Below are 26,167 nucleotides of genomic sequence, written 5' to 3'. Positions count from 1 at the left end.
CATGCCGCAGCAAGAGTTTTTATGGACGCAATCCTATACATCCGGTTTTCCTCCGCCGATCAGGTCAAAGGCGACAGCATCAAGCGTCAAAAGGAACTGGGCGCGAAGATGGCGCAGGTTCATGGCCTGACGATTACAGAGACGCTGATCGACCGGGGCAAATCTGCATATCACGGGAAAAACCGGGCGGAAGGCGGTAAACTCTACGAGATCGAGGAACGCGCCCTCCGGGGTGAACTTGCGGGTAAAGTGCTGATCTTCGAGGCGATGGATCGCATGTCCCGCCAAGAGCCGCTGGAAAGCCTCGACCTCATCCGAAGTCTCGCAAAAGCCGGTATCACCCTATGTGAAAGCAGCACCGGCACGATTTATGATGGCAAACGCATAGCTGCCGACTGGACGCGGCTCATCGCGATCCTCGCATCCGCCGCCGCCGCTTATCAGAGCAGCCATGATAAGAGCCGGCTCGTTCGCAGCGCATGGCGAGCGACGCAGACGGGCAACGGAATGAAGGACGGCAAAGGCGCAGATCCCCGCCTATGCCCCGATTGGATGCAGGTCGTTGGCGGCGTTTATGTCGAACGCAAAGATCGCGCCGACATGATCCGGCAGATGTTTGAGATGTCCGCCACAGGCTATGGCCTTCGCGCCATCGCTCTGTCGCTGAAGGACGAGCAACGGCGTATTGGTTGGCCGAAAGGCGAACTCGATATACGTAGGGTTGGCAATCTTCTCCGAACCCGGCGGATGATCGGAGAGTATCAGCCACGCGGACGCACAGTAGGTGGTGGGCGCGAAGATACCGGCAGCCCGATTAAACTTTATCCGCCGATCGTTCCCCTCGAACTTTTCTACAAAGTGCAGAAGGGATTAGACACCCGAAGAGGCACAGGCGGGCGTGAGCGTCGGCGCGCCGTCAACGTGCTCTCGCACCTATGCCGCTGTCAGCACCGCAACGAGGGCGACAATCTCCCATGCGGATCGCGCCTGACCTATAAGAAGCCGCCCGGACAACAGCCCCAACTTACCTGCACCCGGTATGCTCGTGCTGCCGGTTGCGCGAGCAAAACGACGTTCCGATACCAAAGTCTGCTTGATGGCATCCTCGACCATCTGGGCACCCTCGCGTTGCCCAACGCGACGACCGATCAGCAACCGGCCAATGTTGCCTACGAATGGTTGGAGTTGCGCAAGAAAAAGGAACGGCTTGATGTGTTGGCAGACCGGCTGATGCTGGAGGACGATCCGGTAAAGGAAGCCGCCTATCAGCGGTTCAAGGCGCAAATCGCGCTCGAAGAAAACGCGCTACGCGAGCGTTCTTCAAACAACGAGCGCGTCTTGGTCGCAATACCGCCAGCCGAGTTGAGGGACCGCGCCCAACGTCTGCGGGCAGCATTGGCTGACAGCGTTGAAGCCCGGCTCCAGATGCAAACCTATCTGGACAACCTCATCGACGTCATCCTCATGAACCCCGACGATCGAAGTGCCACAGTTATATTGGCTGATGGCCTGCTAGTGTTCAAACTCGATGTGGGCGGCAAGCTCGCCAGTTCAGCCGACAGCCTGCTTATGCGGCAGGAACGCACTTATATGATGGCCGACGGTGCCACACAGACCTTCGATCCCCGTAAGGCCGATCGCGATCCCACGGAGGACGCGATAACGGAGAGAATTGGCGCCAGCATAGTACAAGGCTTGTTCCGTCCAACCACCGACGCCGATGAACAACAATGGCGGCGGGGCGCATAACTCCGGCAGCATTTTCTCACCATGCCTCCGCGGCGGTACCATGACGTGTCCCCTCGCGCGTGTGCTGGCCCTCGTAGGAGCATGTTGAACTGCTGCCGGCCACCAACCCGGACTTGACCTCCCGCTGGCATGGCGCTTGATCGGAAGACATTAGCAGCGGAGATGAGGCGGCGACTGGTGGGGTTTGTTTTCTACGACACGGAGACGACCGGCACGAGCACCAGCTTCGACCAAATCCTCCAGTTCGCCGCGATCCGCACTGACGACAATCTCAACGAAATCGACCGCTTCGAAATCCGCTGCCGGCTCATGCCGCATATCGTCCCGTCCCCCGGCGCGCTGTGCGTGACACGCATCGGCATTGATCGGATCATCGACCCGGCGCTCCCCAGCCACTACGAGATGGTGTGCGAAATCCGGGCGAAGCTGGCCGCGTGGTCGCCCTGCATTTTCACCGGCTGGAATACGCTCGGGTTCGATGAGCATATCTTGCGGCAGGCGCTCTATCAGTCGCTCCATTCGCCATACCTGACCAACACAGCCGGCAACAGCCGGATCGACATTTTGAAGATCGCGCAGGCGGCGAGCGTTTTGGCGCCGGACGCGATCACGATCCCGATCAACAAAAAGGGCAAACCGACATTCCGGCTGGATCGGCTGGCGCCGGCCAACGGCTTCGATCATGCCAACGCCCATGATGCGCTCGCAGATGTCAAGGCCACGATCCATGTGTGCCGGATCCTCCGCGACAACGCGCCGGACATCTGGGCCAATGCTCTCCGGCTCTCGCAGAAATCGACGGTGGCCGCGTTCCTCGAAAACGAGCCATGCTTCATCCTCACCGAGAGCTTCTATAATCGACCCTGCCAGTTCGCGCTGACCAAGATCGGGGTAGATGCGGGAAACGCCGGCAACGTCCTGGCCTTGAACCTTGCCATCGACATCGATCAATTGCGGGCGATGACGGACGAGGAACTGGCCTCGCGGCTGTCCCGCTCGCCCAAGCCGGTGCGCCGCATCCGAACCAACGCCGCGCCGATGCTCCGGCCGCTATCCGAGTATGGCTATTTCGACGGCATCGCCGCCGCCGATCTGTTGGATCGGGCTTACCGGATTGAGGCCGATGACGAATTCTGCGCCCGGTTGATCCGGCTATCCGCGAAGGAGGAATGGCCCGCGTCGGAGTTCGTGGAGGAGCAAATCTACTCTGGCTTCGTGGGCCGTGCCGACGTAAACCGGATGGAGGCCTTCCATCGCGCCACGTGGGAAGAGAGGCCCGCGATAGTCGATGGGTTCGGCGATATCCGGCTCGTCGCGTTGGGGCGTCGTCTGATCCATGAGCATCGCCCCGACCTGCTACCCGCCAATATTCGCGCCGGCATCGCCGCCAAAATGACACGCCGTATAACGGGCGATGGATATGAGGCGACGGCATGGACGACCATCGCCGCCGCTCACGAGGAAGCCGCCGCTCGCCTCGGCATCGGCAACCCGGACGAAGCCAACATCCTCGCCGGTATCCTGAATTATCTCAATGAACGGATGCCGAACGCTGGGCCGGTGGCAACAGTCGGCTGACCATGCCCTGTCCCGCCCGCTGACGCTTTCTGCGGGTCTGGGCGCCCCTCGCGCAGCCCATGTTGCCCCGCCCCGCGTGCCGGCCCTTACAGGGGCGTGTTGAACCCGCTGCCGGCTACCAGCTCTCGGACTTGACCTCCTGCCGACATGGCGTTTGATCGGACAGCCTCAACAACAGGAGGCAAACGATGAGACAGGAACTGCGGGACCGGTCGGGGTGGCTGGTCGGCTGGCGCGAGCAGAACGGCGATCGGATCAACGGTCGCAACCACGCCGGACGGCTCGTCGGCTGGTATGATCCACGCCATGACGAGACGCGGGATTACTCTGGCCGCCTTGTCGGGTATGGTGATGTGCTATCCGCGTTGATCACATCAGGACTGTAGGGCCGCTCTCGCCTCACGAGCATACACCAGTTCACCCGACAGCCGCCAAAGGCTGAAGGTGCGGCTTCAAAGCGCAGCACATATCGACGCTCTGGCGTTCTTCCAACAGCTACCCTGCGCGTGAAAATCGTCACCTAAGTCTTCCTCTGCCTTATCCCATTTATCCTTGCTATTCCACGATATCTCCGCCCCGCCCTTTCCATCCGGCGAAATATACGCAAAGTACGATATGGGACCGGGTGTGTCTGTATTGATCGTCGTCTGGCCATCAGATGTGTCGATATGACACGTTTTCTTAATATCCAGATATGTCGTTCCATCAACTGTGATGGAACAATCACCGGAACCGCTGCCGCTCGCGGGTTGAGCATTGGTCAAGACAGGAGGCGCGATCGGGGATTGATTTGAAGTTTGACCAGCTGCCGGCTTTTCCTCACTCTGTTTTGCTTGGAGCAGGAGGCCGGCAACCTGCTCGACCGCTGGAAGGCCATCACCTTGCGACACCGACACGATGATCTTGGTGTTGTCCGAGAGGTCTGGCTTAACCTCATAGTCGACGTTTTGATCCACATTTGCGGAAGCGATTTTACCTACCGCGTGAACAGTGGCATTACAGTCGACCGTTTGCGCATCCTTGTCGACCTTCTTGCTGGTTATCTCGCTGGCCGTCAGGGTGATTTCGTCGAGCAATTCTTTCCCTGTAACGCCGGTGTTATTTATCGGACCCAAGCCGATGCCTGAGTGCTCTTTCAATATCTCGAACAGTGTCTGTGTCGTGTCAGACGCCGCACAAACCTTTGGATCTGCATTTCTCGCCAACTGCGCGGCGTTCTGGCCGCAAGCCGCCAGCCCTGCCAACAAAGCAAGCGCGGCAATCCGATAACGCATCTGAACCTCTCCGCTGTTCACACCGCCATCCGGCCGATCAGCTAAAATCGACAGGCCATCGTTGAACAAAATATCCGATGAGAGAAATAAAGTTGACGATTAGACTTAATAATTTTGAAGAAATCTACAGTCCTTCAATCCAACGCTTCCAGCCTCATTATAACGGTATCCGCCTTGGCAAAGTACAACCGTGAGCGACCCTACCGTGGCATAGCCATCACTCATGGCCCTCGCTTCTGGCGCAATAATGGCCGTAGCACTGCTAATGTCTGGTGGAACCGCAATGATGTCGAGGTAGTCTCGACCATCTATAAGTTTATCCTTTAGCCGCAGCTTTCCAGATATTACTACTTCCTTGTCTTTATATTCAGCATCAGCCTTGAATGCGTTATTCTCGTAGGACTGAACGTATTCCTGCGCTGACACGCTTGGAACGCTTTGGAGATTTTTACAATGATCTAATTGAAGCTCTGTGTTTCCATCATGGCTTTGATATGGACAGTCCAAAGCAACATAGGCATCCGCATCTACGCTCTTAGCAGCATCGGCGGAGGCTGGGTCAAGCGTAGCACCAAACCCTGTAAACTGCACTTGCGGTTGCCCAGACTGCGTCACACTGATGTTTCGCACGCGACCCACAACGCGGTAAACTTTACCGGGAAGCAATTTGAAGCTGCTCTGGCCGCTGTCAGCAAGCCTCATTTCTTCGCTGGTAATTAATTCGGGTGGGACCGGCTTGCTTTCAACATGCCGTTCAGTGCCGTGTGCTGAACCATCGACGGCCTTGTGGCACCCCGACGATGCCAAAAGACCGATCACCAATAACGCACGTCTGCCCCGCATTACATATCCCCCTCGAGCGGCTCGACGTTGGCATAATGGCTGATCCCGTCCAACGAAAGGGTTTTTAACCATCATCGGCAGACCAAAGCAGCGCCGCGATACGGGAAATAGCAGGGGCTCGGGCGTTCCGCGCAGGAGCAAGACTTTGTTGCTTGAGCGCACAATGACGAGTGGATGCCATCATCAGCGAAAACCGACTTGGCAGGTTGTAGTATGGAGCGTAGTGCCCGCTCAATTGAGCGGGCAATTTGTTCCATGCTAGCAAAGCTCGATCAGTGGATTGCGGCGCCCTCTGCCGGCTCCTGCCATTGCCGAGGGCTGGTTCTGACCGGGACCGGCCAAGGCAGATCGGACCTCACAACGATATGGCCCACTGCCTTCTTCGCCCTAACGAGCATCCGCAGACGGAACAGGTCGTCGTCGGTGAGGCTGTCGAGATCGAACCTCCACATGGTCAGGGCTCCCCTTCGAGCATAATGACGAGGACGCGGCCAGTGGCGTCGGGGTCAGCGGGATCGGCATCCTCCTCATCGTCATGATCGTGACGATGGTAGAGGATGAACCACATGACCGCATGGCTCGCCACGGTCAGCGTGCCGACGCGATGTTCGCCATCGGCATCGTCGTGGAAATCCTTGACTGCCGCGAGGATCGCCTCCTGCATCTGATCGGATAGGGCGGCGATGCCGGCGGTCAGGACGATGGGCCCACCGCCGGCATGTCGGAATGCGTCATTGAGGCGGGCAATCTCGGCCCGCCTCTCCGTGTCGCACATCAGACCGCCGCCTTCTTCGCCTTCGGCTTGAAGTTGGCCTTGCGCTGCGCGATCGCCGTGGTGAGCTGGGGATCGAGTTCGCCCGCGTTCACCGCCTCGATGATCGAGCCGATGATCGCCGGCATCTCGGCCATGCCCTCCACCTCGACGGCGTTCATGCCCTTCGTGAATTCGAGGGGCTTGGAACCATAGCGAAGCTGGAAGAACAGCCGGTCGCTGGCATCGGTGAACCAGCCCTTGCGGACGCGACGCGGCGCATCGACACGAACCTTCTGATCGCCCTCCACGCGCGTCACGCGCCGGGTGGCGGTGAAGGGCGTGCCGGCGATCTCCGCCTCCGCCATGGCCTTCTGCTCCGCGAGATAGGTCAGCAGCTTCGCGCGGAAGCCATGCTGGGAAGACGTGGGGTTGACCGGGGTGGCTGCGGCCAGCTTCAGGGACTTCAGGATCGACATATAGGACACCTCCTTGTCTGCTTCGGACAAGGCTCGCGATAACATCGCTCGCCATAAGAGCGACCGAAGATTGGCGTTGATGTCGAGAAATTCAGCCAAAAATAACTCCGTCACCATCATCACGGTTTTGAGCCGTTTTCGATGGGACGGAATATCTATCGTTCTATATGTCGCTGGTTCTTTGTATCGCTGTTCGTCTTGGTTCTATTCGTCGTATCGTTCTGTCTTGGTATCTCGGTGATCTTCTTTATCTTCAATATCATCTGGTGATAGTGATCACTGCGGGTCCGTCACCGGAACCCGCTCGGACAGGGTGGCCTCATCAAGCCTCGGACCTCGCGTTGCGGCAGTCCCCCTATCAGGCAGCAATCTTGGTATTCTTCTCCTTGTGGATGGGCATGAGCAGACGATCGCTCGTCTCGGGCCTCAATTCCTTGGTGACGTATCGGGCAGCGCCCTCGGGGCAATGGACCGGCTTGATGTCGAGGTTTCCGGCCTTCACCAGCTTCTTCCAGATCGGCACGGCGATCTCGCCGAACCGCTCCTTCTGCTCGGCTGTCATCTTGAACAGCGCGTGAATATGGATGTTGGTGTCGGGCTTCTCGATGGTCGCGATATAGGTCGTGCGCTCGTCGGGGCGGTCCATGTAGGATCGACCGAGCAACTTCTTGTCGAAGCGTCCATGAAATTCCTCGAAGGTTCGCTGCGCCTCGTCCATGCTGATCCAGCGATTGAAGACGAAGGTGACGAACAGGTCGGGGCCGTAATCGGCCATCCAGCGGATACAGTCCGCCCGGTATTTTTCCGCCCGCGTCAGGGGCGCCGTGGCTTGTGCCATCTTGTTCTCCATGTGGCCGACAATGTTAGCCGGCTCGTATTATTCTATTTATCAAGCACATGGCTTCCGGCTGACCGCCGATAAATACGAGAGTTCCCGCAACGGAGACCCCCGCATGATCCTTGATGACGTGTTCCAGTTCCTTAAAGCCGAAGGGCTGACACGGACCCACGCCACCTTCTCGACCGACTATCTCGGCCATTCTTCCCGCTACTACGATTATCTGCGTTGCTCTGGCGCATCCCCCAGTCTGCGCTCGTTGTTCAAGCTGGCCCTTTGCCTTTCAAAGATCGTTGGTGCGGCGGCCTCATGTAGCGGACACGATCCTGTCGCTACCGATCTCGCCAAGAGGATCATGGCGGAGACTTTGGTGCGCTGCGAATAGTGGAAGCGCCATCATTCGCAGGCTCCGTCGCGCTATAAGCTTATTGTGGCTTAATTTTCCGCTTCAACGCGTTCAATGCGCTGGTGAGTTGTAGCTCCTCGCCCCGCTCACTTATCTCGGAGAGTGTGCTGGCATATAGATTTCCGAGTGCTGACGTTAAGGTTGCGGCGGTCGTCGCAGAGATGGCACCACCAACGAAAGAACCAGCACCGGGGATCATCTTTAGGAGGCCGGACACAATCGTACGACCGAGCATCGATGTGCCCGAAATGCCAGTCAGCGACGCCAATACAGGCAGAGCAGCCTCTCGACTTACATTCATACCATACACTTGACTGATTTTTATAATCATACCGATCTGCATAGGAACTAGAGCTATCGCGTCGGAAAAAGGAATGGGGGTAGCGCCTACCGTCGCTGCGGCACCGCTAAAAAAAGTGATAACGGACTTAGCCTCTCCCCTTTTTAGTTCTAGAGCTTTCTTGTGCTTAAGAGAAGTCGCGTTAGCGAAAGCATGTCTTTGCGATTCCGGCAAATAAGTATTTGTCAGATCAAGGAGTTGATCTATTCCTCTAACTTCGAGATGCCCCGTAATGCGATCATCGTCATCATAGACATCCTCAGAGAGCGCGCGCGTGAGCACTACGTCCGCTGTAATTCCACTGAACTGCTCGCGGACGACCTTCTCGAAGGAATTGTCCTTAAATCGGGATACCTTTGTGACGATGATCATCACTTTGATACCAATCGCCTTTAGAGCTATTGCGAGTTCGATTTCAGCATCCTCGATCCGCGCACTTCCCTCACTTATGCAGAGCCACGCCACATGAACATAGGTTTCGGCGTTCTCCCCCCGACGGGCCTCGATCTCGCTTATTATGTCATTCCTGATTACCTCGAAGTCAGCAAGTTCAAGACCTTTCGTATCAAGTATAGTGATTGGCACCCCGGCCTTGCTAATCTCTTCTATCTTTTGTGTTACCGGCCGACCGTTTCCGGTCTTCGCTAAATTTTCTCTGAAGACGGTATTGATCAAGGTGCTCTTTCCAACGCCGGTTTTACCGGCAATTAGGATATTAGCTCTCCTATTTTTCTCAGACCATTCTTTCCATAACCTAGTGACCTCCTTAGCGACAAAGGCAGCAGCCGCTGCGCCGCTTTCCACTTCCTGGCCTGCTGAACTATCCTGATCGCTCACCGACAATCCCTTTCCGGTCCCAACACCCGCGAGAACTCGCGACCGAGCATAAAAAACTTGTTCCTTCAACTGCGATCATCGGAATGTGTCCAAAGCGGCCCTATCCACGCTCAGGCCACACGCAGGCATGTTGGAGGGCAGCATCGCATACCCTCTTGTTTGGGTTTACTCGTCCGAGACACCTCGCCGAGACGCGGGCGGGCGTCTTGTTTCGGTTGACGCAGGGCTTTCGAGACACTTGGCGATGAGGGTCTGAACCTATCCGAGACAGGAGGTGCCATGATCGTCGGTTACGCGCGCGTCAGTTCCAGCAGCCAGAGCCTTGAAGTCCAGCACGAGCAGCTTGAGGCGGCCGGCTGCGAGAAGATCTTCGCCGAGAAGCGCAGCGGGCGAACCGTCGAGGGACGCGATGCGCTGGCCGATGCCATGGATTTCGTGCGCGAGGGCGACGTGCTGGCCGTGACCCGGCTGGATCGTCTCGCCCGATCGGTGGTGGACCTTCACCGGCTGATCGAGCGGCTAACGGCGAAGGGCTGCGGCTTCCGCGTCCTCCAGCAATCCGGCATCGACACCACCACCAGCACCGGCAAACTCACCTTATCGATCCTCGGTGCGGTGGCCGAGTTCGAGGCTGACATTCGCCGCGACCGCCAGCGCGACGGGATCGAGCGCGCCAAGGCCAAGGGCGTGTATCGCGGTCGCAAGCCCAACATCGACACCGCCCGGATCGAAACGCTTATGGCGGCGGGGATGGCCCCCGCCGCCATTGCCCGCGAGATGGGCGTGGGCCGCGCCAGCGTCTATCGCCACATGACCAAGGCCGCTGCGGCATAGGGCCGATTATTCGTCCTCACCCTCCCTGGCCTTCCCGCCTCCGATTTTCGCGAAAGCGGCCTTCTGGCGGCGGAGATGCGCGAGCGGATCGGAATAGCGGAACATCGTCCGCAAGGCCCGATACGCCTTGATGATAGTGTCGGGCGCAAGCTCGCTCGACCACGCGCTCGGCATCTCCATGTGGGCGTTCGCGTCGTCGATCCCGCGCAGCAGGCTCTCGTGGTTGTGGTTGACCACGATCTCATGCCCCAGCGCGTCCCAGCCCGATTGCCGGGTGAAAGCAGGGACGCACAGATCGCTGACCAGCAACCGCTCCGCGATCCGGCTGCTCGTCACCGGGAAGGGCGTGCGCCAATCCTTATGAACCGGATCGGCCGGCGGCCTGAGGATCGACATGGCGAAGGAGGTGGGCGAGATGTTCGGATAGCCGTAGATCTTGCCGTTGGTCGCCAGATGCGACGGCGAGCTGGTGTCGAAGGTGATGAGCAGATCGTCATCGTCCAGATGCTCGCGCAAAGCCTGCTGGAGCGCGCTCAGCATGACCGCATGGGTCAGCGTGCCGACGCCGAGGAAGTGGAAGCGGTTGCGCTCCGGCGTCAGCAATCCGTCCGCGATCAGGCGCAGCATCATGGCCGTAACGTGGATATAGTCGGTTCGCATCGTGCCGCCGAACGCCCAGCCCTCGAACGGCTGGACCTTCACCGCATCATACCATGCCACGGCATCGGCACTCGTCTCGCCTTGCAGGACGGACAGAAAGCGCACATTCGCCGAGCGATGGCGGGCGAAATAGCGGTTGTTATCCACAGTCGTCGCCAGTGCCGTCGTGAAGCTGTCGAAGGGCAACATCCCCGGCGTGATGACGCGGGTGGGCACGTCCAGCGTGATCGCTTCGTCGGCATTGGCTTCGAGGAATGGCAGCACCCATGCGCGCGATGCGTCGCCTCGCCAATGTTTCGGATCGCGCCCGAACTGAAGGCCGCCGCTGTCGAACAGGATGGTATTGCCGGGACGCTTGGTGAAGGTGCCGACCGGCAGCGGCGTGGTCCGCCCGATATACTGTCCCGCCGAGTGGAGTGCCCGGTCGGAGAAGAAGAACGGGTTGCGGCGGTCCATGAAGTCGAGATCGGACGGTGAGGCCACGCCGTCCGGCATTCCGCCGGGGCGAAGCTGGCTTGCGTCCCGATGGGGTGTCGCGTGGGTCGATGTCTGGCCGGCGAAGAGGTAGCGTGCGCGGTTCTTCGCGCGCGAGGAAAAGTCGCGGTTCATGCGGGTGATCCTTGTGTGAGGATCACGCCCATGTAATTTCTCACATGGGCGTGATTATCATATCAGGCGGCGGCAGCGGTCTCGGCCGGCGCGTCCATCTTCGGCAGGCTCTCGACCCGCTCGCGCAGCGCGCGCGATCGTGTCGGCTGCTCGCGGTTCGGTTCGAGCGTCTGGACGAACACCCGATAGGTCGCCACGTCGGTCGCCGCCTCGATGAGCAGCAGGCCGTTCGGATCGAGCCGCCATGTCAGGTCGCCCTTCATCGGCAGGGCCAGCAGCCCGACCATCGCACGGCGCAGGTCATCGAGCATGACCTGAACCTTGGCCGTTCCCTGCACTTCCGCTTCGAACGGCGCAGCGGCGGCTTTGCCGTTGGCGAAGCCGATGCCCTTCCGCCCGACCGTGATCGTGATGGCACGATCCTTCTGCTTCCTGAGCAGCACCTTCATGAAGGTGCCGTCGAACGCCGCCACCCCGTCGGGCGACATGATCGCAGATGCCACGGGCGCGAATGCAGGGCTGACCCGATAGGTCCAGATCGAGCGGATATGGCGCGGCTTGATGATCAGGTTGATCGAGCGTCCAGCCTTGTTCGTGAAGGTCACGGTCTTGGTCTGGCCGGCAATCGCAACCGGCGCGGCGCGACCGTCCACCGGGTTCAGGCCGAACTGCGCCGCATCCGCTTCACCCAGCAAGGCGTCACCAAGTCGGTGCCGGGTGAAATTGTCGATGAAGCATTCGCCCTTCATCGAGTAGCCGAGGTCGATGGACGGGATGATCTCGACGATCAGGCCGTCATCGCGGCGGGCGTGGGCGATGCTGAAACGGTCGCGCTCGACCAGATACATGCCGTTCGCCGGCTTCATGTCGTAGCTGGGGTTCGCGACATCGCCCTCCGGCACGTCCTCGAGGGGGATGTCGCTCATCTCGTCGGGCACGAAGGCGTCGGCCGCCACCAACGTCTCACGATAGAAGCAGAGATCGGCGGGGATAGCCGCTAGCGGACATGGCGCATAGCCGGCCAAGCCGATGATGGTCGCCTTGTTCGTCGTCAGCGGGATCAGGCGCATCTTGTCGCCCTCCTGCCGGTAGATCAGCACGCCCTCCCTGCCCGATGCGATGCCGCCAACCGCGTCGATTTCGAAGGCAGCCGGGTTGTCGAACATCTCGGAGACCTGCTCCTCCGGAGTTTTCACGGCGGGCGTTTCGACCTTGGTAACGCCGGGCTTTGGCGCCTTCGCAGCGCGCCGAATTTCGAGATACTTTTGAGCAAGGCCGCTGATGTGGCCCATGCTCTCGTACCAGGCGACGAACTGGTCTTCCGTCAGGCCATCATGGTCCTTGTGGCGCTGCTCCATCGCCGCGATGGCACGAGCAAGCTGCGCCGCCTCGTTCCGCAGCGCCTCCTTTTCGCTATCCGATGCGGCGCTGACATTCTTGTTGAGCAGAAGCTGCGCCGGCACATGATAGATGAGGCTGGCGGCCTCATATTCATAGCCGATGCCCTTGGCGTAATGCGTCAGCGAAATTGCACCGTGCTTGCGAATAAAACGATATTGGCCACGCACCAGCAGCGCGCGCCCTTTGACCGCGCGGCCTTCGCGTGCCTCGACGCCGCGAAGCTGCCCCTGAAGTCGGAGAAGCTCCGCCTCGTCGGTCGCCGTGAGCGGCACCGGCTTCTCCGGTCCGGTCGCGGCAATGATCGCAAGCGCGCTGGCGCTCGCCAGCGAAGAACCATGAACGGTGGAATTATTCTGAGAGTTAACCAACTTAGCACCTATCGTCGAACAGCCCGACCCAAGCCATTGGGTGTCGCGATACGACTTCAGACGCAGCTATCCTGCCATCCGAGGTGCGTATTCGCGAGGTCGATCTGCCGACGAGCAAGGTGACACGGCATCAGCCGCTTCGGCTCGTTGTGGGCGCCCTATTTCAGACGCTTGCCGAAAACGCAAGCATAAAATTGGTGCGCCATCATGTTCCCCCTACGTTCTCCTCGTGCTATATTCGTAAAATGGTTCAACCCAGCAAAACCATCCCCGGTCGCGGTGCGACGATCAACCGCACGAGCAATCGCTTCAACACCTTGGAGCGTGAACCCGATGGCGACTTCTTGGACTATAAGGACCTGTGGGAGGGCAAAGCCGAACGCCCGAAAACGACAGTCACAATCGAACGCGCAAGGAAGATTATCTCTTATAATTCAAGCCCTGACATCGGTTTCGACCGGAGTATCAACACAGTGCGGGGCTGCGAACATGGCTGCATCTATTGTTTCGCGCGGCCCACCCATGCGTTCCACGATCTTTCCCCCGGGCTCGATTTCGAGACACGGTTGTTCGCCAAGCCCCGGGCCGCCGAACTGCTCCGCGCCGAGCTTGCCAAGCCGGGCTATGTCTGCGCGCCGATCGGCCTTGGCACCAACACCGATCCTTATCAGCCGATCGAGCGCGACTGGCGCATCACCCGGAGCGTGTTGGAGGTGCTCGCCGAATGCCGGCATCCGCTGACCATCACCACCAAGTCCGACCGCGTCGTGCGCGACCTTGACCTGCTGGCACCGATGGCCGCGCAAGGGCTGGCGGCGGTGGCGCTCTCGATCACCACGCTCGATCCAAAGCTCGCGATGGCGCTGGAGCCGCGCGCGCCAACGCCCGCGCGGCGACTGAAGGCGGTGGAGGCGCTCGCGGCGGCGGGGGTGCCGGTCTATGTGTCGCTTGCGCCCGTCATCCCTGCGATCAACGACCATGAGATGGAGGCGCTGCTCGAAGCGGCGGCGAGGGCCGGCGCTCGTGCCGCCTTCTTCCTGCCGGTGCGGCTGCCGCACGAGGTCGCGCCGCTGTTCAAGGCGTGGCTGGAGGAACATTTCCCCGACCGCGCGGGCAAGGTGATGAGCGTGATCCGCTCGATCCGCGAGGGGCGCGAGAACGACCCCAATTTCTTCACCCGGATGCGCGGCAGCGGCCCCTGGGCCGAGCTACTCCGCACCCGTTTCCAGATCGCTTGCCGCAAGCACGGTCTGAACCGCGAGCGGATGCGCGTGCGCAGCGATTTGTTCAGGCCACCACGCGGCGCCCAGGGGGAGCTTTTCTAAAGCCTTCAGCCGGTGACCTTGAGCGCATCGGCGAAAGCGCCGATCCACACAGCAACCGCCTCGGGCGCTTCCTCATGCGCCAGGTGGCCGAGCCCGCTCAGCGTATCGAACCGCGCGCCCGGCACCATCGCTGCCACCCGCTCCGAAACACTTGCCGGCACCATCGGATCGGCGCCGCCATGGAGCAGCAGCAGCGGCGCCGCGAGGCGAGGCAGATCACGCGCCAGGCTTTCCAGATCCCAATCGGCCATCATCGTGATCGCCCCGGCGCAATGCCCGGCGGTGCCGAAGAGAGTAGCATAAGCATCGAGCCCGTCGCGGTCGATCGTCGAGCCGGTCGAGCGCTTCAGGAAGCGTGCCACCTCCCCTGGCTGGCGCGCCCAGCCGGCGAAGAGGTGCGGCGCGAACGGGTTGACGAACAACAGCCGCGCGAGCCCCGGAAACAGCTTCGCCGCGAGCCCGGGAAAGGGCAGCAGCGCGCCGTTCAACGCCACCACGCCCGCCGGTGCCGCGAAGCCATCAAGCACCATCCGGCACGCCGTCGCCGCACCCGCCGAATGGCCGACGATCAACGTGGGGGCGAGATCGAGCTTGGCGCACAGGGCGCCCACCGCGCGCGCCATCGCCGGCATGGCGAGCCCGCCCGTCGGTCGCCCCTGGGTGAAGCCGTGCCCGGGCAGATCGGGGGCGACCACGGTGAAACGCTCCGCGAGCAGCGGCGCAAGGCCCCGCCAGCTATGCGTCGCCGCACCCGTGCCGTGGAGCAGCAGCACCACCGGCCCCCGCCCCAGTTGCTGGACATGCCAGCGCAGCCGGTCGGTCTCGACGAAGCGGCTCGCCTCGCGCAGGGGCCAGGCGCGGCCTTCAACCTCCCAGCGCGGCTTGTCGGCGAGCATCAGCGGACGAGCGCGGCGTGGACCGCGTGCGCATCGGCGCGGGGCAGCGGCAGGTAGCGGGCGTGCATCGCCGCCGCCAGCCGCGCGCCTTCGGGCCGGGGCCGGGGCGAGATGTCGATGAAGGCGCTCGCCACCCCGGCTTCGGCGAGCGCGCGCGCGGCGGCGAGCGCCTCCTCCTCGGCACGGGCACGATCGGGGGAGCCGTCCACGGCGACATTGGCGCGCCCATCGGAGAGCACCACCAGATAGGGCGTGCGCCCGCGCCGGGCCGCGCCTTCCGCCAACTCGCGCGCGGCGGTGAGCCCGGCGGCGACCGGGGTGCCGCCACCGCCGGGCAGTTCGGCCAGTTCGCGCCGGGCGCGGGCGAGCGAGCGGGTCGGCGGCAGCAGCAGCGCCGCCTCGCGCCCTCGGAAGGCGATGAGCGCTACCTGGGCGCGCTTCACATAGGCCTGGGCAAGCAGCAGCTCGACCGCGCCCTTGGCCTCCGCCAGCCGCGCGAGCGCCGCCGAGCCCGAGGCATCGACCGCGACGATCGTCAGCGCTTCCTGCCGGCTCTTCAACCGCCGCACCCGCAGATCGTCGCGACGGATCGCCAAACGCCCCGCCGGGGCAACGCGAAGCCGCTGCCAGGGCGCCGCCGCGCGCAGTGTTTCAATCAAAGCGAGCCGCCGCGCGCTCCCGGGCAGTCCCGCGCGCGCTCCGACCGGGCGACCGTGGCGCGGCGCCCGTTGCCGCGCCCCCTTTCCAACCCGCGCGCTCCGTACCCGCGCCAAACCGGCGGCGAGCCGCGCCAGAATATCAGGCGGCAGCGCCGCGCGGGCGGCGTCGACGATCATCTCCTGCGGTGGTTGGGCGCGGAGTTCGCGGGCATCGCTTGGAGCCTCGCTCGGCGGCGGCGCGGGCGGGCTCGCCTCTTGGGGGAGGCGGGTCGCGCGCGGTGCCAGCACCAGTCGCGCGGCGAGCGCCAGATCGCCAGTATCGAGCCCCGCGCGCCCGACAAGCGCCGCCGCCCCGCGCGCTGCCCGCAAGGCGAACTGGGCCGCGCGGGCGCTGTCGATCCCGAGCGCGAGCGTCGCCTCGGCCAGCGCCTCGATCGTGCTCGCCGCGTCGATCGCCGCGCCCTTCGCCGGCACCGCGCCGATCAGCAGCCGCGCGGGCGCCTCGATCAGCCCGGCGTCACCCGCGCCCAGCACCAGCCCGCGCAGATCGAGCCATAGCCCCAATCGCTCGGTGAGCGCGGGCACCGCGTCCGCCTCGCCCTCGTCGAACAGCAGCAGCCGCACCTTGCCCTCATCGAGCGCCGCCGCCAGCAGCGCTGCCGCACCGGGATCGAGCCGTTCGGCGCCCGGCACCACCAGCACCCCGCCCGCCGTCGCCGCGATCAGCCCGGGCGTCGTCACCGGACGCCCGGCGGCGAGCGTCGCGGCGAGATCGAGCCCACCCGCGAGCGCCGCCCCATCGGCATGGCTCGGCACCCGGCGCAGCGGCGCGCCGTCGAGCGCGGTCGCGAGCGCCGCTTCGATCGCCTGGGCCAGCGGCCCCGCGCCGCTCACCCGCATCCCGCCCAGCCCCGGCACCGCCGCGACCAGCCGCAGCGCGAGGCCAAGATCGGCCAGACTCATGCCGCGAGATCGGCCAGCGCGCGTTCGATGCGGGCGGTCGAGCCGCTTTCGTCCAGCACGCCCCGGCGCAGGCGGTGGCGCAGCGCCATCGGCGCGACCCGGCGCACTTCCTCGGCGCGCACCCGCTCCTGCCCTTCGAGCGCGGCGAGCGCGCGGGCGGCGCGCATCAACGTCAGCTCCCCGCGCAGGCCGTCGGCGCCGACCGCGAGGCACAGCTGGCTCGCAAAGCTCAGCACCGGCTCGGGCGTGGTGATGCGCGCGACCAGCTCGCGCCCGCGCGCGATCTGGCGCAGCGTCTTGCGCTCGGCCTTGCCCCATTGTTCACAGAAATTGTGAGGATCGCGCTCGAACGCATCGCAGCGCTTCATGATTTCCACCCGCTCGGTGAGCGCCTGGGGAGTCCGCACCTCGACCGACAGGCCGAAGCGATCGAGCAGTTGCGGGCGCAGCTCGCCCTCTTCGGGGTTGCCGCTGCCGATCAGCACGAAGCGCGCCGCGTGGCGGACGCTCAACCCCTCGCGCTCGACGACATTCTCGCCCGAGGCGGCGACATCGAGCAACAGGTCGACCAGATGATCCTCGAGCAGGTTGATCTCGTCGATATACAGGAAACCACGATGCGCGCGGGCGAGCAGCCCGGGCTCGAACGCCTTTTCGCCCCGCGCCAGCGCCCGCTCCAGATCGAGCGCGCCGACCAGCCGATCCTCGGTCGCGCCCAGCGGCAGATCGACAAAGGGAACCGGGGCGAGGCTTTTGCCCTTTTGATGCAAATGCGGCTCCGGGCAGGTGTCGCCGGGGGCGCAGTGATAGCGGCACCCCGGCACCACCGGCATCGGCGGCAGCAACGCGGCGAGCGCGCGCGCGGCGGTCGATTTGCCGGTGCCGCGATCGCCGAACACCATCACCCCGCCAACGCGCGCATCGACGGCGGCGATCAGCAGGGCGAGTTTCATCTCGTCCTGGCCGACGATTGCGGTAAAGGGGAACGCCACACGCATCGCCGATGAGTGTAACACAGCTTGGACGCTCAGCAAGATGGACAATTGGCCGATTTACGCCGCCGCGGGCTGGGCGCTGTTCCTCGGGGTGGTCGGCGGCCTGCTGACCCCGCTGACGGCCTGGTATTTCAACCTGAAGAAGCCGGCGTGGCAGCCACCCAACTGGTTGTTCGGCCCGGCCTGGACGGTGATCCTCGGCCTCGCGGGCTGGTCCGCCGCCAACGCCTGGTACGCGGCCGATAATGACGGCGAGCGGCGGGCGGTGGTGATCCTGTTCGCGGTGAATGGCGTCTGCCACCTGCTGTGGAGCCCGCTGTTCTTCAAGCTCCGCCGGCCCGACTGGGCGCTGGTGGAAGTGGTTTTCCTGTGGGCGTCGCTGGTGGCGTTGATCGTGGGGCTATGGCCGATCTCGGTGCTGTCGAGCCTGTTGATCCTGCCCTATTTCGCCTGGGTAAGCTTCGCGGCGGTGCTCAACCGCGCGATCGTGCGGCTGAACGGGCCGTTCGGGCGGTAGGTGGTCGGGATGCGATCCGACCATTGACCGGCGTCGGCGTTAATTGCGCGAGTCTGAAATGGGGTGGTTTGCTGAATGTCCGGAAAGTGACTATCCTGATATAGAGCAGTTTTTTTGGGGCTTGAACGAAGTGAGCGATGCTGGATGAACGTCGTCATTCGCGACGAGACTGTTGCTGACGAGCGTGCGATTTTCCAACTCACCAGGCGAGCCTTCGCCCCGATGCCGTTCTCCGCTGGTGACGAGCAGCACTTGATCAATGCCCTTCGGAAGAGAGGCGCGCTCGCCATTTCAATGGTCGCGGTTCAGGGCGACCGAGTGGTGGGGCATATTGCGTTCTCGCCTGCAAAGTGCCGCGACCAAGATGACAAGTGGTTCGCGTTGGGACCTGTTGCGGTCGAGCCAGAGCTTCAAGGACAGAAAATCGGGAGCGCATTGATTGAGGCTGGGATACAGCGCCTCAAAGGCGTCCATGCCTCGGGCTGCATTCTCACCGGAGATCCAAATTTCTATTCGAGATTTGGCTTCAAGCCATTTCCAGCTCTATGCCCGCCGGGTGAGCCGCCCGAGTACTTCATGATACTACCGCTTCTATGTGCTTCGCCCAGCGAAGTTGTGCGCTTTCACTCACTATTCCATTCAACCTCCGGTGGAGGCACCAATTGAGCCGCCGGAGCTTTACGATGGAACGTGAGCCGGGTGCGCATTTGGTGTCCGCTTCTGAAGGCGAAAACACTCATCCATCCCTCTCCCTTCAAGGGAGAGGATAGCGCAGCTTACGAGCTTGCTCGTTAGCGCAGCTTGGAGAGGGTGAGCGGTGCCCCGGGCACGGCGCGACCGGGACGCGGTCACTTGCCCCTCACCCAACGCCGACGAGGCCGCAAGGGTCGAGCGAAACTCTCGGCGGCTTGCGGCCCAGAAACCAGGCCCTTCCCGCCGCTATTGCCCGCCAGGCGGCGCTTGCCCCGCCTGCATCTGCGCCAGGGCATCGAGCACCGCGATCCGTTCGGCGATGTCGCGGCGATAACTTGCGCTCGGCGGCGTCAGCGCGAGCGACTCGGCCCAGGTCGCGCGCGCCTTGCTCAGCTCGCCCATCTGGACATAACCGAGCCCCAGGAAGAAGCGCGGCGCCGGGTGGCGCGGGGCGAGCGCCATCGCGCGGTTGAAGGCGTTGAGCGCGGGCGGTGAGACGATGCCGCCATCATGCGCGACCAGGGCCGAGCCGAGCGCGGTCCACAGCTCGGGGTCGGTCGGATAGCGCCTCACCCCCGCGAGCAGCACCTGCACCGCGCCACGCGCATTGCCCTGGCGCAGCAGCGCGTCGGCGGTCGTCTCCAGCTGCCATTCGGCGGTGAAGCGGCCCCACATCGCCTCGCGCAGCGCGACGAATTCGGGCGCGACCTCGATCGTGTCGACCTGCGGCTTGGGCTTGGCGCCGGGCAGGCCCGGGCGTCCCTGCAACGCATAGCCGGTCGCGCCGAGCAGCAGCACCGCCCCCGCCGCCGACCAGAACGCTCGCGGCAGGCGCAGCACCGCGAGCAGCCCGGCCGCGAGCGCCAGCACGGCGAACAGCGACACCCAGCCCATCAGCCGCGCCGCCCCCGCTTGAACGCGCCGCGCGCGAGCCACCCGCCGATCAGCAGCAGCACCAGCGGCGTCAGCCACAGCGGCCCGGTCGCCCAGCCGAGCGGCGGATCATAGGTGACGTAATCGCCATAGCGCGCGATCAGCCAGTCACGGATCGCCGCGGGCTTCTCCCCCGCGGCGATACGGCGGCGGACGAGCGCGCGCATGTCGCCCGCCATCTCGGCGTCCGAATCGGCGATCGACTGGCCCTGGCAGACGAGGCAACGCAGTGTCTGCATCAGCGCTTGCGCCTGCGCCTCCTGCTTGGGATCGGGGAGCTGCTGATAAGCGAGCTTGGCCGGCGGCAGATTGGAATCGGCGAGCAGCGGCGCGGGCGCGGCGAGCGCGAGCAGGAGGGCCGCACGCCTCATTTCGCGTTCCTGAGCGCGGCGAGGATTTCGGGCACATCCTCGGCGCGGACGTCGCCGACATGCTGGAGCACGATCCGCCCGTGCCCGTCGATCACGAAGGTTTCGGGTACGCCCGACGAACCCATCGCCAGCTGCACCGCGCTGTCGGGATCGCTCCCCAGCCGCGCATAGGGATCGCCATAGCGCGCGAGGAAGCCCTGCACCGCCTCGGGCGTGTCGCGGATCGCGATCGCGCTGATCTCCGCGCCTTGCGCCTTGAGCGCGGCGAGCTGCGGCGCCTCCGCCGCGCAGGGGATGCACCAGCTGGCGAACACGTTGAGCAGATGCGGGCGGCCGGTCGCGAAATCGGCGGTCGCGAGCCCGGGTTTGCCGGGAAGCAGCGGGGCGAGCCTGAACGCGGGCAAGGGCTTGCCAACCATCGCCGAGCGCACCGTGCGCTGCGTCGGGCGGTTGAGCCCGAAGCCCGCCACCAGGAACAGCCCGCCGAAGCCGATCAGCGGCAGCCAGTAGAGCCAGCGCTTCATGCCAGCGCCTCGCGCCGCCGCGCATAATCGCGCCGCACCCGCCCGAGCAGCGACAGCGCGCCGCCGATCGCGACCAGCGCCCCGCCCGCCCAGATCAGCGTGACGAACGGCTTCCACCACAGCCGCAGCTGCCAGCGATCCCCGTCCGCCGCGCCGAGCACCGTGTAGAGCTGGCCGTCGAGCACGGTGGCGATCGCCGATTCGCTCGTCGTCGTCACCGGATTCGCAAAGAAGCGCGATTGCGGCGCCAGCGTGAAGCTCTGCCCGCCGCGCTCGACCTCCAACCGCGCCTCGAGCGCCGACCAGTTCGGCCCGATCGCGGGCGCGACGCGTTCGAGCGTTACCCGATATGGCCCGACCCGCTGCGGCTCGCCCACGCGCGCGGCGACGAGCGTTTGCTGGGTGAAGGCGGTCTCGCTCGCCATGCCGGCCAGGCTGACGGCGATGCCGAGATGTGCGATCACCATTCCCCAGGTGAACAGCGGGGTGCGGCGCAGGTTGCGACCAACAAGCGGCGCGACGCTCGCCACCGCGAGGCCCGCCGCGATCACCAGCCCGAGCAGCGGCAGCAGCGCGATTCCGGGCGCGAGGATCAGCAGCGCGAGCAGCGCCAGCGTGGTGACGCCGATCGCAGGCGCCATCCGCCGCAGCACCGCCATGCCCTGGTCACGCCGCCAGCGGATCAGCGGCCCCGCCGCCATGATCGCGGCGAGCACCAGCGCGACCGGCCCCGCCGCCTTGTTGAAGAAGGGCGGCCCGATCGAAATCTGCACCCCGAACGCCCCCGCCGCGACGATCGGGTAGAGCGTGCCGATCAGCACGATCCCCAGGATCACCGACAGCAGCAGGTTGTTGGCGACCAGTCCGCCCTCGCGGCTGAGGAAATCAAAGCCCGAACCTTCGCGGATCGTCGCCACCCGCACGCCGAACAGCGCGAGCGCGCCGCCGATATAGATAGCGAGCAGCGCCAGGATGAAGCTGCCGCGCTCGGGGTCGACCGCGAAGGCGTGAACGCTCGTCAATATGCCCGATCGCACCAGGAAAGTGCCGATCATCGACATCGAGAAGGCGACCACCGCGAGCATGATCGTCCAGGCGCGCAGGCCGTCGCGCGTCGCGAGCACCGTCACCGAATGGAGCAGCGCGGTCGCCGCGAGCCACGGCATCAGCGAGGCATTCTCGACCGGGTCCCAGAACCACCAGCCGCCCCAGCCCAGCTCATAATAGGCCCAATAGCTGCCCGCGGTGATGCCGAGCGTCAGGAAGATCCACGCGCCCAGCACCCAGGGGCGCATCGCCCGCGCGAAGGCCGGCCCCACGTCGCGCATGATCATCGCGCCGACCGCGAAGCTGAACGCGACCGAGATGCCGACATAGCCGATATAGAGCGTCGGCGGGTGGAAGGCGAGCCCGGGGTCTTGCAGCAGCGGGTTCAGCCCCTGCCCGTCCTGCGGCGCCGGAGACAGGCGCGCGAACGGGTTCGAGGAGAAAAGCAGGAAGGCGTAGAAGCCCAGCGCGATCGCCGCCTGGCTCCCCAGGGTCGCGACCAGCGTGGGCTCGGCCAACCGCCGCTCGAGCAGCGCCACCGCGCCGCCGGCCAGCCCCAGGATCGTCACCCAGAGGAGCATCGACCCCTCATGATTCCCCCAGGCGCCGGCGATCTTGTAGATCAGCGGCTTGGCCGAGTGGCTGTTCTCCGCGACCAGCAGCACCGACAGATCGGTCCGCACGAACACCAGGATCAGCAGCCCGAGGCCCAGCGCGACCACCGCGCCCTGCACGACCGCGACCGAGCGGACGGCGCCCATCATCTCGGGATCGCCGCGCGCAACGCTCAACGCGGCAAGCGCGAGTTGCAGCGCCGCGAGCGCGGCCGCGATCCAAAGGGCGGCGAGCCCGGCCTCGGCGATCATTGCTTCAGGCTGGCTCCGCTCGGCTTCACGCCGGCCATTTGCGGCGGCATGTAGCGTTCGTCATGCTTCGCCAGCAGGTTAGTGGCGGTGAAGCTGCCATCGGGGTTGAAGCGGCCTTCCGCCACCACTCCCGACTTCTCCTTGAACAGATCGGGGGTGATGCCCTTGAAGTTCACCGGCACGGTCGCCTTGCCATCGGTGACGCGGAAATCGATCGTCACCCCATCGGCGCGCTTGTGAATTGAACCCGCCGTCACCATCCCGCCGAGCCGCACGTCGCGGCCCAAGGGCAGGCCCTGTTTCGCGACATCGCCCGGCGCATAGAAGAACGCGGCCTGATCCTTCAGCGCCGACAGCGCGAGCCCGCTCGCCCCGCCGATCGCGGCCAGCGCGAGCACCGCCAGTACCAGCCGCTGATGCTTGGCCTTCATTTGCCGCGTCGCTCCGCCTTGGCCATCGCCCGCCAGCTGACGAGCGCGATCACCGCCGCGGTGCCAAGCGTGATCGCATAAGCCGCCGTCACGAAGGGCCAGGGGTTCATAAGCTCAAGCCTCCACCGCCATGCGCCTCAGCCGCGCCTCGGCCTTGGCGGTCGCCAGCATCGCCCGCATCCGCATCAGCACAATGGCGGCGAAGAACAAGGTGAAGCCGCCCAGCGTGAAGGGCAGCGGCCACAGGATGCTGTTGTCGATCGTGTTCTTGGTGAGCCCGATGCTCTGCCCCTGATGGAGCGTGTTCCACCAGACGACCGAATAGCGAATGATCGGCAGCAGCACCGACCCGGCGACGCCGTACAGCGCCGCGATCCGCCCGTCGCCGCCACGATCGGCGTCGGCGCGCGCCAGCCCGATGAAGCCGAGATAGACGAAGAACAGCAGCAGCATCGAGGTGAGCCGGCCGTCCCACTGCCACCAGGTGCCCCAGGTCGGCCGGCCCCAGATCGAGCCGGTGATCAGGCACAAGGCCGCAAACATTGCCCCCGGCACCGCGCACGCCCGTGCCGCCGTCATCGCCAGCGGGTGGCGCCAGATGAGATAGCTGAGGCTGGAGATCGCGATCCCGCTCCACCCCGCCATGCCGAGCCAGGCGGTGGGTACGTGGATGTAGAGGATGCGCACCGTCTCGCCCTGCAGATAGTCGGGCGGGGTTTGGGTCAACCCCGCCCAGGCGCCGAACAGGATCAGCGCGACCCCCGGCCAGAACAGCGCCGGGGTGAGCGGTCGCGCGATTTTCAGGAAACGCGCCGGGTTGGCGAGGGCGTGAAGCGAGGGCACGAGCCAAGTCATAGCCCAGCCCTTCCAGCGAATCTAGGCGCGGAAAACGCACCATTGGGCGTTCGGGCGGGGCCGGGTTCAGGCCCCGTGTCACCTGCGACGCAGGATTGTGCGACCGATGCCGGCGTTTGCTCCGATCGCCTGCCCGGATCACCCGCCTCTACTCAGCCTGATCGGCGAGCATCTCGGCAACCACCCGCGCCAGGTCGCCCGATTGGAAGGGCTTGCGCAGCACGCGGGTATGAGGGCCGGCGAACTGGTCGATCGCGGCGCTGTCCGCGAAACCGCTGACGAACACGATCCGCGCGCCGGGTTCCTCGGCGCGGATCTGGCGGGCGATGTCGGCGCCGTTCAGGCCCGGCATCGCGAAATCGACGACGGTGAGCGCCGGCCGCCGATCCGCCCGCGCCCGCAGCGCCGCCGCGCCGCTCGCGAAGGGCAGCACGGTATAACCGATCGCGCGCAGGCCATCGGTGATCGCATCGCGCACCTGATCGTCATCGTCGATCACCATCACCGGCACATCGGCGCCGGGCGATGGCGGCGGCGCGGCGACCTCGACCGCCTTGGCCGCCTCGGGCTGGGTGGACTCGCCCTCTACGCAGCGCAGCAGCACCGTCACCGTCGTCCCCGCCCCCGGCGCCGAACTCAGCAGGAGCGTTCCGCCCGATTGCCGCGCGACACCGAACGCCATCGACAGCCCAAGCCCGGTGCCCCGCCCGACGCCCTTGGTGGTGAAGAACGGATCGAGCGCGCGCTCCCGCACTTCCTCGGTCATGCCATGCCCGGTATCGGCGACGGCGACTTCGACATAGCGGCCGGGCTCCAGTTCCTGATGATCGACGATCGAGACTTCGCGCGTGGCGATGATCAGCCGCCCGCCCTCGGGCATGGCGTCGCGCGCGTTGATCGCGAGGTTGAGCAGCGCGAGCTCGAGCTGGGTTTGATCGGCCTGCACCCGGCACCCGCCCGCCTCGAGCCGGGTATGCAGCTCGATCGCCGGACCGATGCTGCGCCGGACGAGATCGAGCATCCCGACAATCATCGGATCGACCGACAAGGGCTTCAGCTCCAGCCGCTGGGTGCGTGAGAAGGCGAGCAATTGCCCGGTCAGCCGGGTGCCGCGATCGACCGCCTTCAGCGCATTCTCCGCCCAGCGCGCGACCCGCGCCTGATCGCCCGGGCGTTGCTGGATGAGATCGAGATTGCCGGTGATCGCCTGGAGCAGGTTGTTGAAATCATGCGCGATGCCGCCGGTCAGCCGCCCGATCGCGTCGATCTTGCGCGCCTGGACGAGCGCTTCCTCGGCACGCTCGCGCTGGGCGATCTCGGTCGTCAGCCGGGCGAGCGCCGCGTCGCGCTCGTCGACCAGCCCCTCAAGCTCGGCATTGGCGAGCGCGAGCTGGCGCGGCGAGGGCAGCGCCAGTGCCTGCGGGATCAGCCGCCACAACAGGATCGCGGTCGGCACCGAGGCGAAGGCGGTGATCGCCTTCACCAGGCCTTCGAGCGCGTAATCACCGTGCCACAGGTTCCAAACCTGCATCAGATGCGAGGTGCCGCACGCCAGAATGAACAGCGCGAACAGCCACACCATCCACCCAAAGTGCACGTCGCGCCGGCGACGGATGAAGCTGATCAGCGCGATCGGAATCGAGAAATAGGCGGCGGCGATCAGCAGATCGGAGACGACATGCGTCCACACCAGCCCGGGCTGCCAGAGCAGGCAATAGCCGTGTGGGGCGTATCGCCCGTCCGAAAGCGCCCGGATCAAATCCCACATGGCAGCGTTTCCCCCACTGAGCCGAGCCGCGGCAGCGAACAGCTAGCACCGTAACGATCGCGGAAACGCGTCCGTCGACAATGCGTTCCCGTCCAGGCAAGCGGACAGTTGGTGGGGTCTATATGATTTGAAACGCGGGCAAAATAAACAAGGTAAAGGGTGAGCGAAACGACGGATCAGTCCCCTGTCGCCGGCACTGGCCCCAAATCGCCCTGCTTCTTCCTCACCGGAGCAATCGCGGGCATCGCCCTGAGTGGCCTCGTCACCTTCAGCGGCGGTTAGCAGGCGATGCGCATTTTCCTGCCCACCTCGCCGTCAATCTTCAAAATTACAACCTAATAATTAACATGTCGCAAC

At 64.3% G+C, this 26,167-nt stretch carries 27 protein-coding genes; 9 read left to right on the top strand and 18 right to left on the bottom strand.

All coding sequences use genetic code 11. The features are described 5' to 3' along the window. The first annotated feature begins 21 nt into the window (after window positions 1-21). The 3 genes from K2X73_RS13055 to K2X73_RS13045 all read left to right on the top strand — a co-directional run bounded on the left by K2X73_RS13055 (window position 22) and on the right by K2X73_RS13045 (window position 3,713). Window positions 22-1,749, top strand: coding sequence for a recombinase family protein (locus tag K2X73_RS13055; protein WP_294111506.1), 1,728 nt, complete (start codon window positions 22-24; stop codon window positions 1,747-1,749). A 162-nt stretch (window positions 1,750-1,911) separates the two neighbouring features. Then, window positions 1,912-3,327, top strand: coding sequence for an exonuclease domain-containing protein (locus K2X73_RS13050; RefSeq protein ID WP_294111504.1), 1,416 nt, complete (start codon window positions 1,912-1,914; stop codon window positions 3,325-3,327). 188 nt (window positions 3,328-3,515) lie between these two features. Next, a complete protein-coding gene (locus K2X73_RS13045) occupies window positions 3,516-3,713 on the top strand; it encodes a hypothetical protein (protein WP_294111502.1) in 198 nt (65 codons plus the stop codon). Window positions 3,714-3,779: 66 nt separating this feature from the next. Here the strand turns inward: K2X73_RS13045 and K2X73_RS13040 are convergent, their stop codons facing one another. The 5 genes from K2X73_RS13040 to K2X73_RS13020 all read right to left on the bottom strand — a co-directional run bounded on the left by K2X73_RS13040 (window position 3,780) and on the right by K2X73_RS13020 (window position 7,512). Further along, window positions 3,780-4,670, bottom strand: a complete 891-nt coding sequence (locus tag K2X73_RS13040; RefSeq protein WP_294111500.1) for a hypothetical protein — start codon at window positions 4,668-4,670, stop codon at window positions 3,780-3,782. 36 nt (window positions 4,671-4,706) lie between these two features. Further along, the gene (locus tag K2X73_RS13035) at window positions 4,707-5,444 is read right to left on the bottom strand and encodes a hypothetical protein (RefSeq protein WP_294111498.1); all 738 of its coding nucleotides are present in this window, start codon (window positions 5,442-5,444) and stop codon (window positions 4,707-4,709) included. Between the two features lie 454 nt (window positions 5,445-5,898). Further along, window positions 5,899-6,219 (bottom strand): DUF3768 domain-containing protein, encoded by a 321-nt coding sequence (locus tag K2X73_RS13030; protein ID WP_294111495.1) that lies wholly within the window; start codon window positions 6,217-6,219, stop codon window positions 5,899-5,901. Beyond that, window positions 6,219-6,794 carry a hypothetical protein gene (locus tag K2X73_RS13025; RefSeq protein WP_294111525.1) on the bottom strand — a complete coding sequence of 192 codons (576 nt, stop codon included), beginning with the start codon at window positions 6,792-6,794 and terminating at the stop codon, window positions 6,219-6,221. Before K2X73_RS13025 ends, K2X73_RS13030 begins: the two co-directional genes overlap by 1 nt. A gap of 238 nt (window positions 6,795-7,032) precedes the next feature. Then, window positions 7,033-7,512 (bottom strand): hypothetical protein, encoded by a 480-nt coding sequence (locus K2X73_RS13020; RefSeq protein WP_294111493.1) that lies wholly within the window; start codon window positions 7,510-7,512, stop codon window positions 7,033-7,035. 115 nt (window positions 7,513-7,627) lie between these two features. On the opposite strand from K2X73_RS13020, the gene K2X73_RS13015 reads away from it, so the two are divergent. Next, window positions 7,628-7,897: a DUF6626 family protein gene (locus K2X73_RS13015; RefSeq protein WP_294111491.1), complete on the top strand. Its 270-nt coding sequence runs from the start codon at window positions 7,628-7,630 to the stop codon at window positions 7,895-7,897. A 40-nt stretch (window positions 7,898-7,937) separates the two neighbouring features. Here K2X73_RS13015 and K2X73_RS13010 read toward each other — a convergent pair whose 3' ends face one another. Then, on the bottom strand, window positions 7,938-9,095 hold the full coding sequence (locus K2X73_RS13010; RefSeq protein WP_294111489.1) for a DUF697 domain-containing protein: 1,158 nt from the start codon (window positions 9,093-9,095) through the stop codon (window positions 7,938-7,940). A 279-nt stretch (window positions 9,096-9,374) separates the two neighbouring features. On the opposite strand from K2X73_RS13010, the gene K2X73_RS13005 reads away from it, so the two are divergent. Next, complete coding sequence (locus K2X73_RS13005; protein ID WP_294111488.1) at window positions 9,375-9,929, top strand: recombinase family protein; 555 nt, start codon at window positions 9,375-9,377, stop codon at window positions 9,927-9,929. A gap of 6 nt (window positions 9,930-9,935) precedes the next feature. On the opposite strand, the gene K2X73_RS13000 is transcribed toward K2X73_RS13005, so the two are convergent. Together K2X73_RS13000 and K2X73_RS12995 are read right to left on the bottom strand one after the other, a co-directional pair. Further along, window positions 9,936-11,198: a hypothetical protein gene (locus K2X73_RS13000; protein ID WP_294111486.1), complete on the bottom strand. Its 1,263-nt coding sequence runs from the start codon at window positions 11,196-11,198 to the stop codon at window positions 9,936-9,938. 62 nt (window positions 11,199-11,260) lie between these two features. Next, the gene (locus tag K2X73_RS12995) at window positions 11,261-12,967 is read right to left on the bottom strand and encodes a hypothetical protein (protein ID WP_294111484.1); all 1,707 of its coding nucleotides are present in this window, start codon (window positions 12,965-12,967) and stop codon (window positions 11,261-11,263) included. Window positions 12,968-13,212: 245 nt separating this feature from the next. On the opposite strand from K2X73_RS12995, the gene K2X73_RS12990 reads away from it, so the two are divergent. After that, the gene (locus tag K2X73_RS12990; RefSeq protein WP_294111483.1) at window positions 13,213-14,292 is read left to right on the top strand and encodes a PA0069 family radical SAM protein; all 1,080 of its coding nucleotides are present in this window, start codon (window positions 13,213-13,215) and stop codon (window positions 14,290-14,292) included. 5 nt (window positions 14,293-14,297) lie between these two features. Here K2X73_RS12990 and bchO read toward each other — a convergent pair whose 3' ends face one another. From bchO to bchI, 3 genes are read right to left on the bottom strand one after another with little or no spacing between them, the layout of a single operon-like run. Beyond that, on the bottom strand, window positions 14,298-15,188 hold the full coding sequence (gene bchO / locus K2X73_RS12985) for an alpha/beta fold hydrolase BchO (RefSeq protein WP_294111481.1): 891 nt from the start codon (window positions 15,186-15,188) through the stop codon (window positions 14,298-14,300). Next, window positions 15,188-16,810: a VWA domain-containing protein gene (locus K2X73_RS12980; protein ID WP_294111479.1), complete on the bottom strand. Its 1,623-nt coding sequence runs from the start codon at window positions 16,808-16,810 to the stop codon at window positions 15,188-15,190. The genes bchO and K2X73_RS12980 overlap by 1 nt, the downstream gene beginning before the upstream one ends. After that, window positions 16,807-17,808: a magnesium chelatase ATPase subunit I gene (bchI, locus tag K2X73_RS12975; protein WP_294111477.1), complete on the bottom strand. Its 1,002-nt coding sequence runs from the start codon at window positions 17,806-17,808 to the stop codon at window positions 16,807-16,809. Before bchI ends, K2X73_RS12980 begins: the two co-directional genes overlap by 4 nt. A 37-nt stretch (window positions 17,809-17,845) precedes the next feature. Here bchI and K2X73_RS12970 point away from each other — a divergent pair, with 37 nt between their 5' ends. Together K2X73_RS12970 and K2X73_RS12965 are read left to right on the top strand one after the other, a co-directional pair. Beyond that, window positions 17,846-18,322, top strand: a complete 477-nt coding sequence (locus tag K2X73_RS12970; RefSeq protein WP_294111475.1) for a TspO/MBR family protein — start codon at window positions 17,846-17,848, stop codon at window positions 18,320-18,322. Between the two features lie 144 nt (window positions 18,323-18,466). Next, complete coding sequence (locus tag K2X73_RS12965) at window positions 18,467-18,988, top strand: N-acetyltransferase (RefSeq protein ID WP_294111474.1); 522 nt, start codon at window positions 18,467-18,469, stop codon at window positions 18,986-18,988. Window positions 18,989-19,261: 273 nt separating this feature from the next. On the opposite strand, the gene K2X73_RS12960 is transcribed toward K2X73_RS12965, so the two are convergent. The 7 genes from K2X73_RS12960 to K2X73_RS12930 all read right to left on the bottom strand — a co-directional run bounded on the left by K2X73_RS12960 (window position 19,262) and on the right by K2X73_RS12930 (window position 25,810). Continuing rightward, entirely contained in the window at window positions 19,262-19,909 is a 648-nt protein-coding gene (locus K2X73_RS12960) for a tetratricopeptide repeat protein (protein WP_294111473.1), read from the bottom strand. Then, on the bottom strand, window positions 19,909-20,319 hold the full coding sequence (locus K2X73_RS12955; RefSeq protein ID WP_294111471.1) for a cytochrome c-type biogenesis protein: 411 nt from the start codon (window positions 20,317-20,319) through the stop codon (window positions 19,909-19,911). Before K2X73_RS12955 ends, K2X73_RS12960 begins: the two co-directional genes overlap by 1 nt. Next, window positions 20,316-20,843, bottom strand: a complete 528-nt coding sequence (locus tag K2X73_RS12950; RefSeq protein WP_294111469.1) for a DsbE family thiol:disulfide interchange protein — start codon at window positions 20,841-20,843, stop codon at window positions 20,316-20,318. Before K2X73_RS12950 ends, K2X73_RS12955 begins: the two co-directional genes overlap by 4 nt. Further along, window positions 20,840-22,756, bottom strand: coding sequence for a heme lyase CcmF/NrfE family subunit (locus tag K2X73_RS12945; RefSeq protein ID WP_294111468.1), 1,917 nt, complete (start codon window positions 22,754-22,756; stop codon window positions 20,840-20,842). The genes K2X73_RS12950 and K2X73_RS12945 overlap by 4 nt, the downstream gene beginning before the upstream one ends. Continuing rightward, window positions 22,753-23,187: a cytochrome c maturation protein CcmE gene (gene ccmE / locus K2X73_RS12940; RefSeq protein WP_294111466.1), complete on the bottom strand. Its 435-nt coding sequence runs from the start codon at window positions 23,185-23,187 to the stop codon at window positions 22,753-22,755. The genes K2X73_RS12945 and ccmE overlap by 4 nt, the downstream gene beginning before the upstream one ends. 114 nt (window positions 23,188-23,301) lie before the next feature. After that, window positions 23,302-24,042, bottom strand: a complete 741-nt coding sequence (gene ccmC / locus K2X73_RS12935; RefSeq protein WP_294111462.1) for a heme ABC transporter permease CcmC — start codon at window positions 24,040-24,042, stop codon at window positions 23,302-23,304. Window positions 24,043-24,190: 148 nt separating this feature from the next. Beyond that, the gene (locus tag K2X73_RS12930; protein WP_294111459.1) at window positions 24,191-25,810 is read right to left on the bottom strand and encodes an ATP-binding protein; all 1,620 of its coding nucleotides are present in this window, start codon (window positions 25,808-25,810) and stop codon (window positions 24,191-24,193) included. A 159-nt stretch (window positions 25,811-25,969) separates the two neighbouring features. Here K2X73_RS12930 and K2X73_RS12925 point away from each other — a divergent pair, with 159 nt between their 5' ends. Next, complete coding sequence (locus tag K2X73_RS12925) at window positions 25,970-26,092, top strand: hypothetical protein (protein WP_294111457.1); 123 nt, start codon at window positions 25,970-25,972, stop codon at window positions 26,090-26,092. The last annotated feature ends 75 nt before the right edge of the window (window positions 26,093-26,167 follow it).

It is taken from the genome of Sphingomonas sp., assembly GCF_019746665.1.
Taxonomy (GTDB): domain Bacteria; phylum Pseudomonadota; class Alphaproteobacteria; order Sphingomonadales; family Sphingomonadaceae; genus Sphingomonas.
This window is presented reverse-complemented; position numbering and strand designations above follow the sequence as displayed.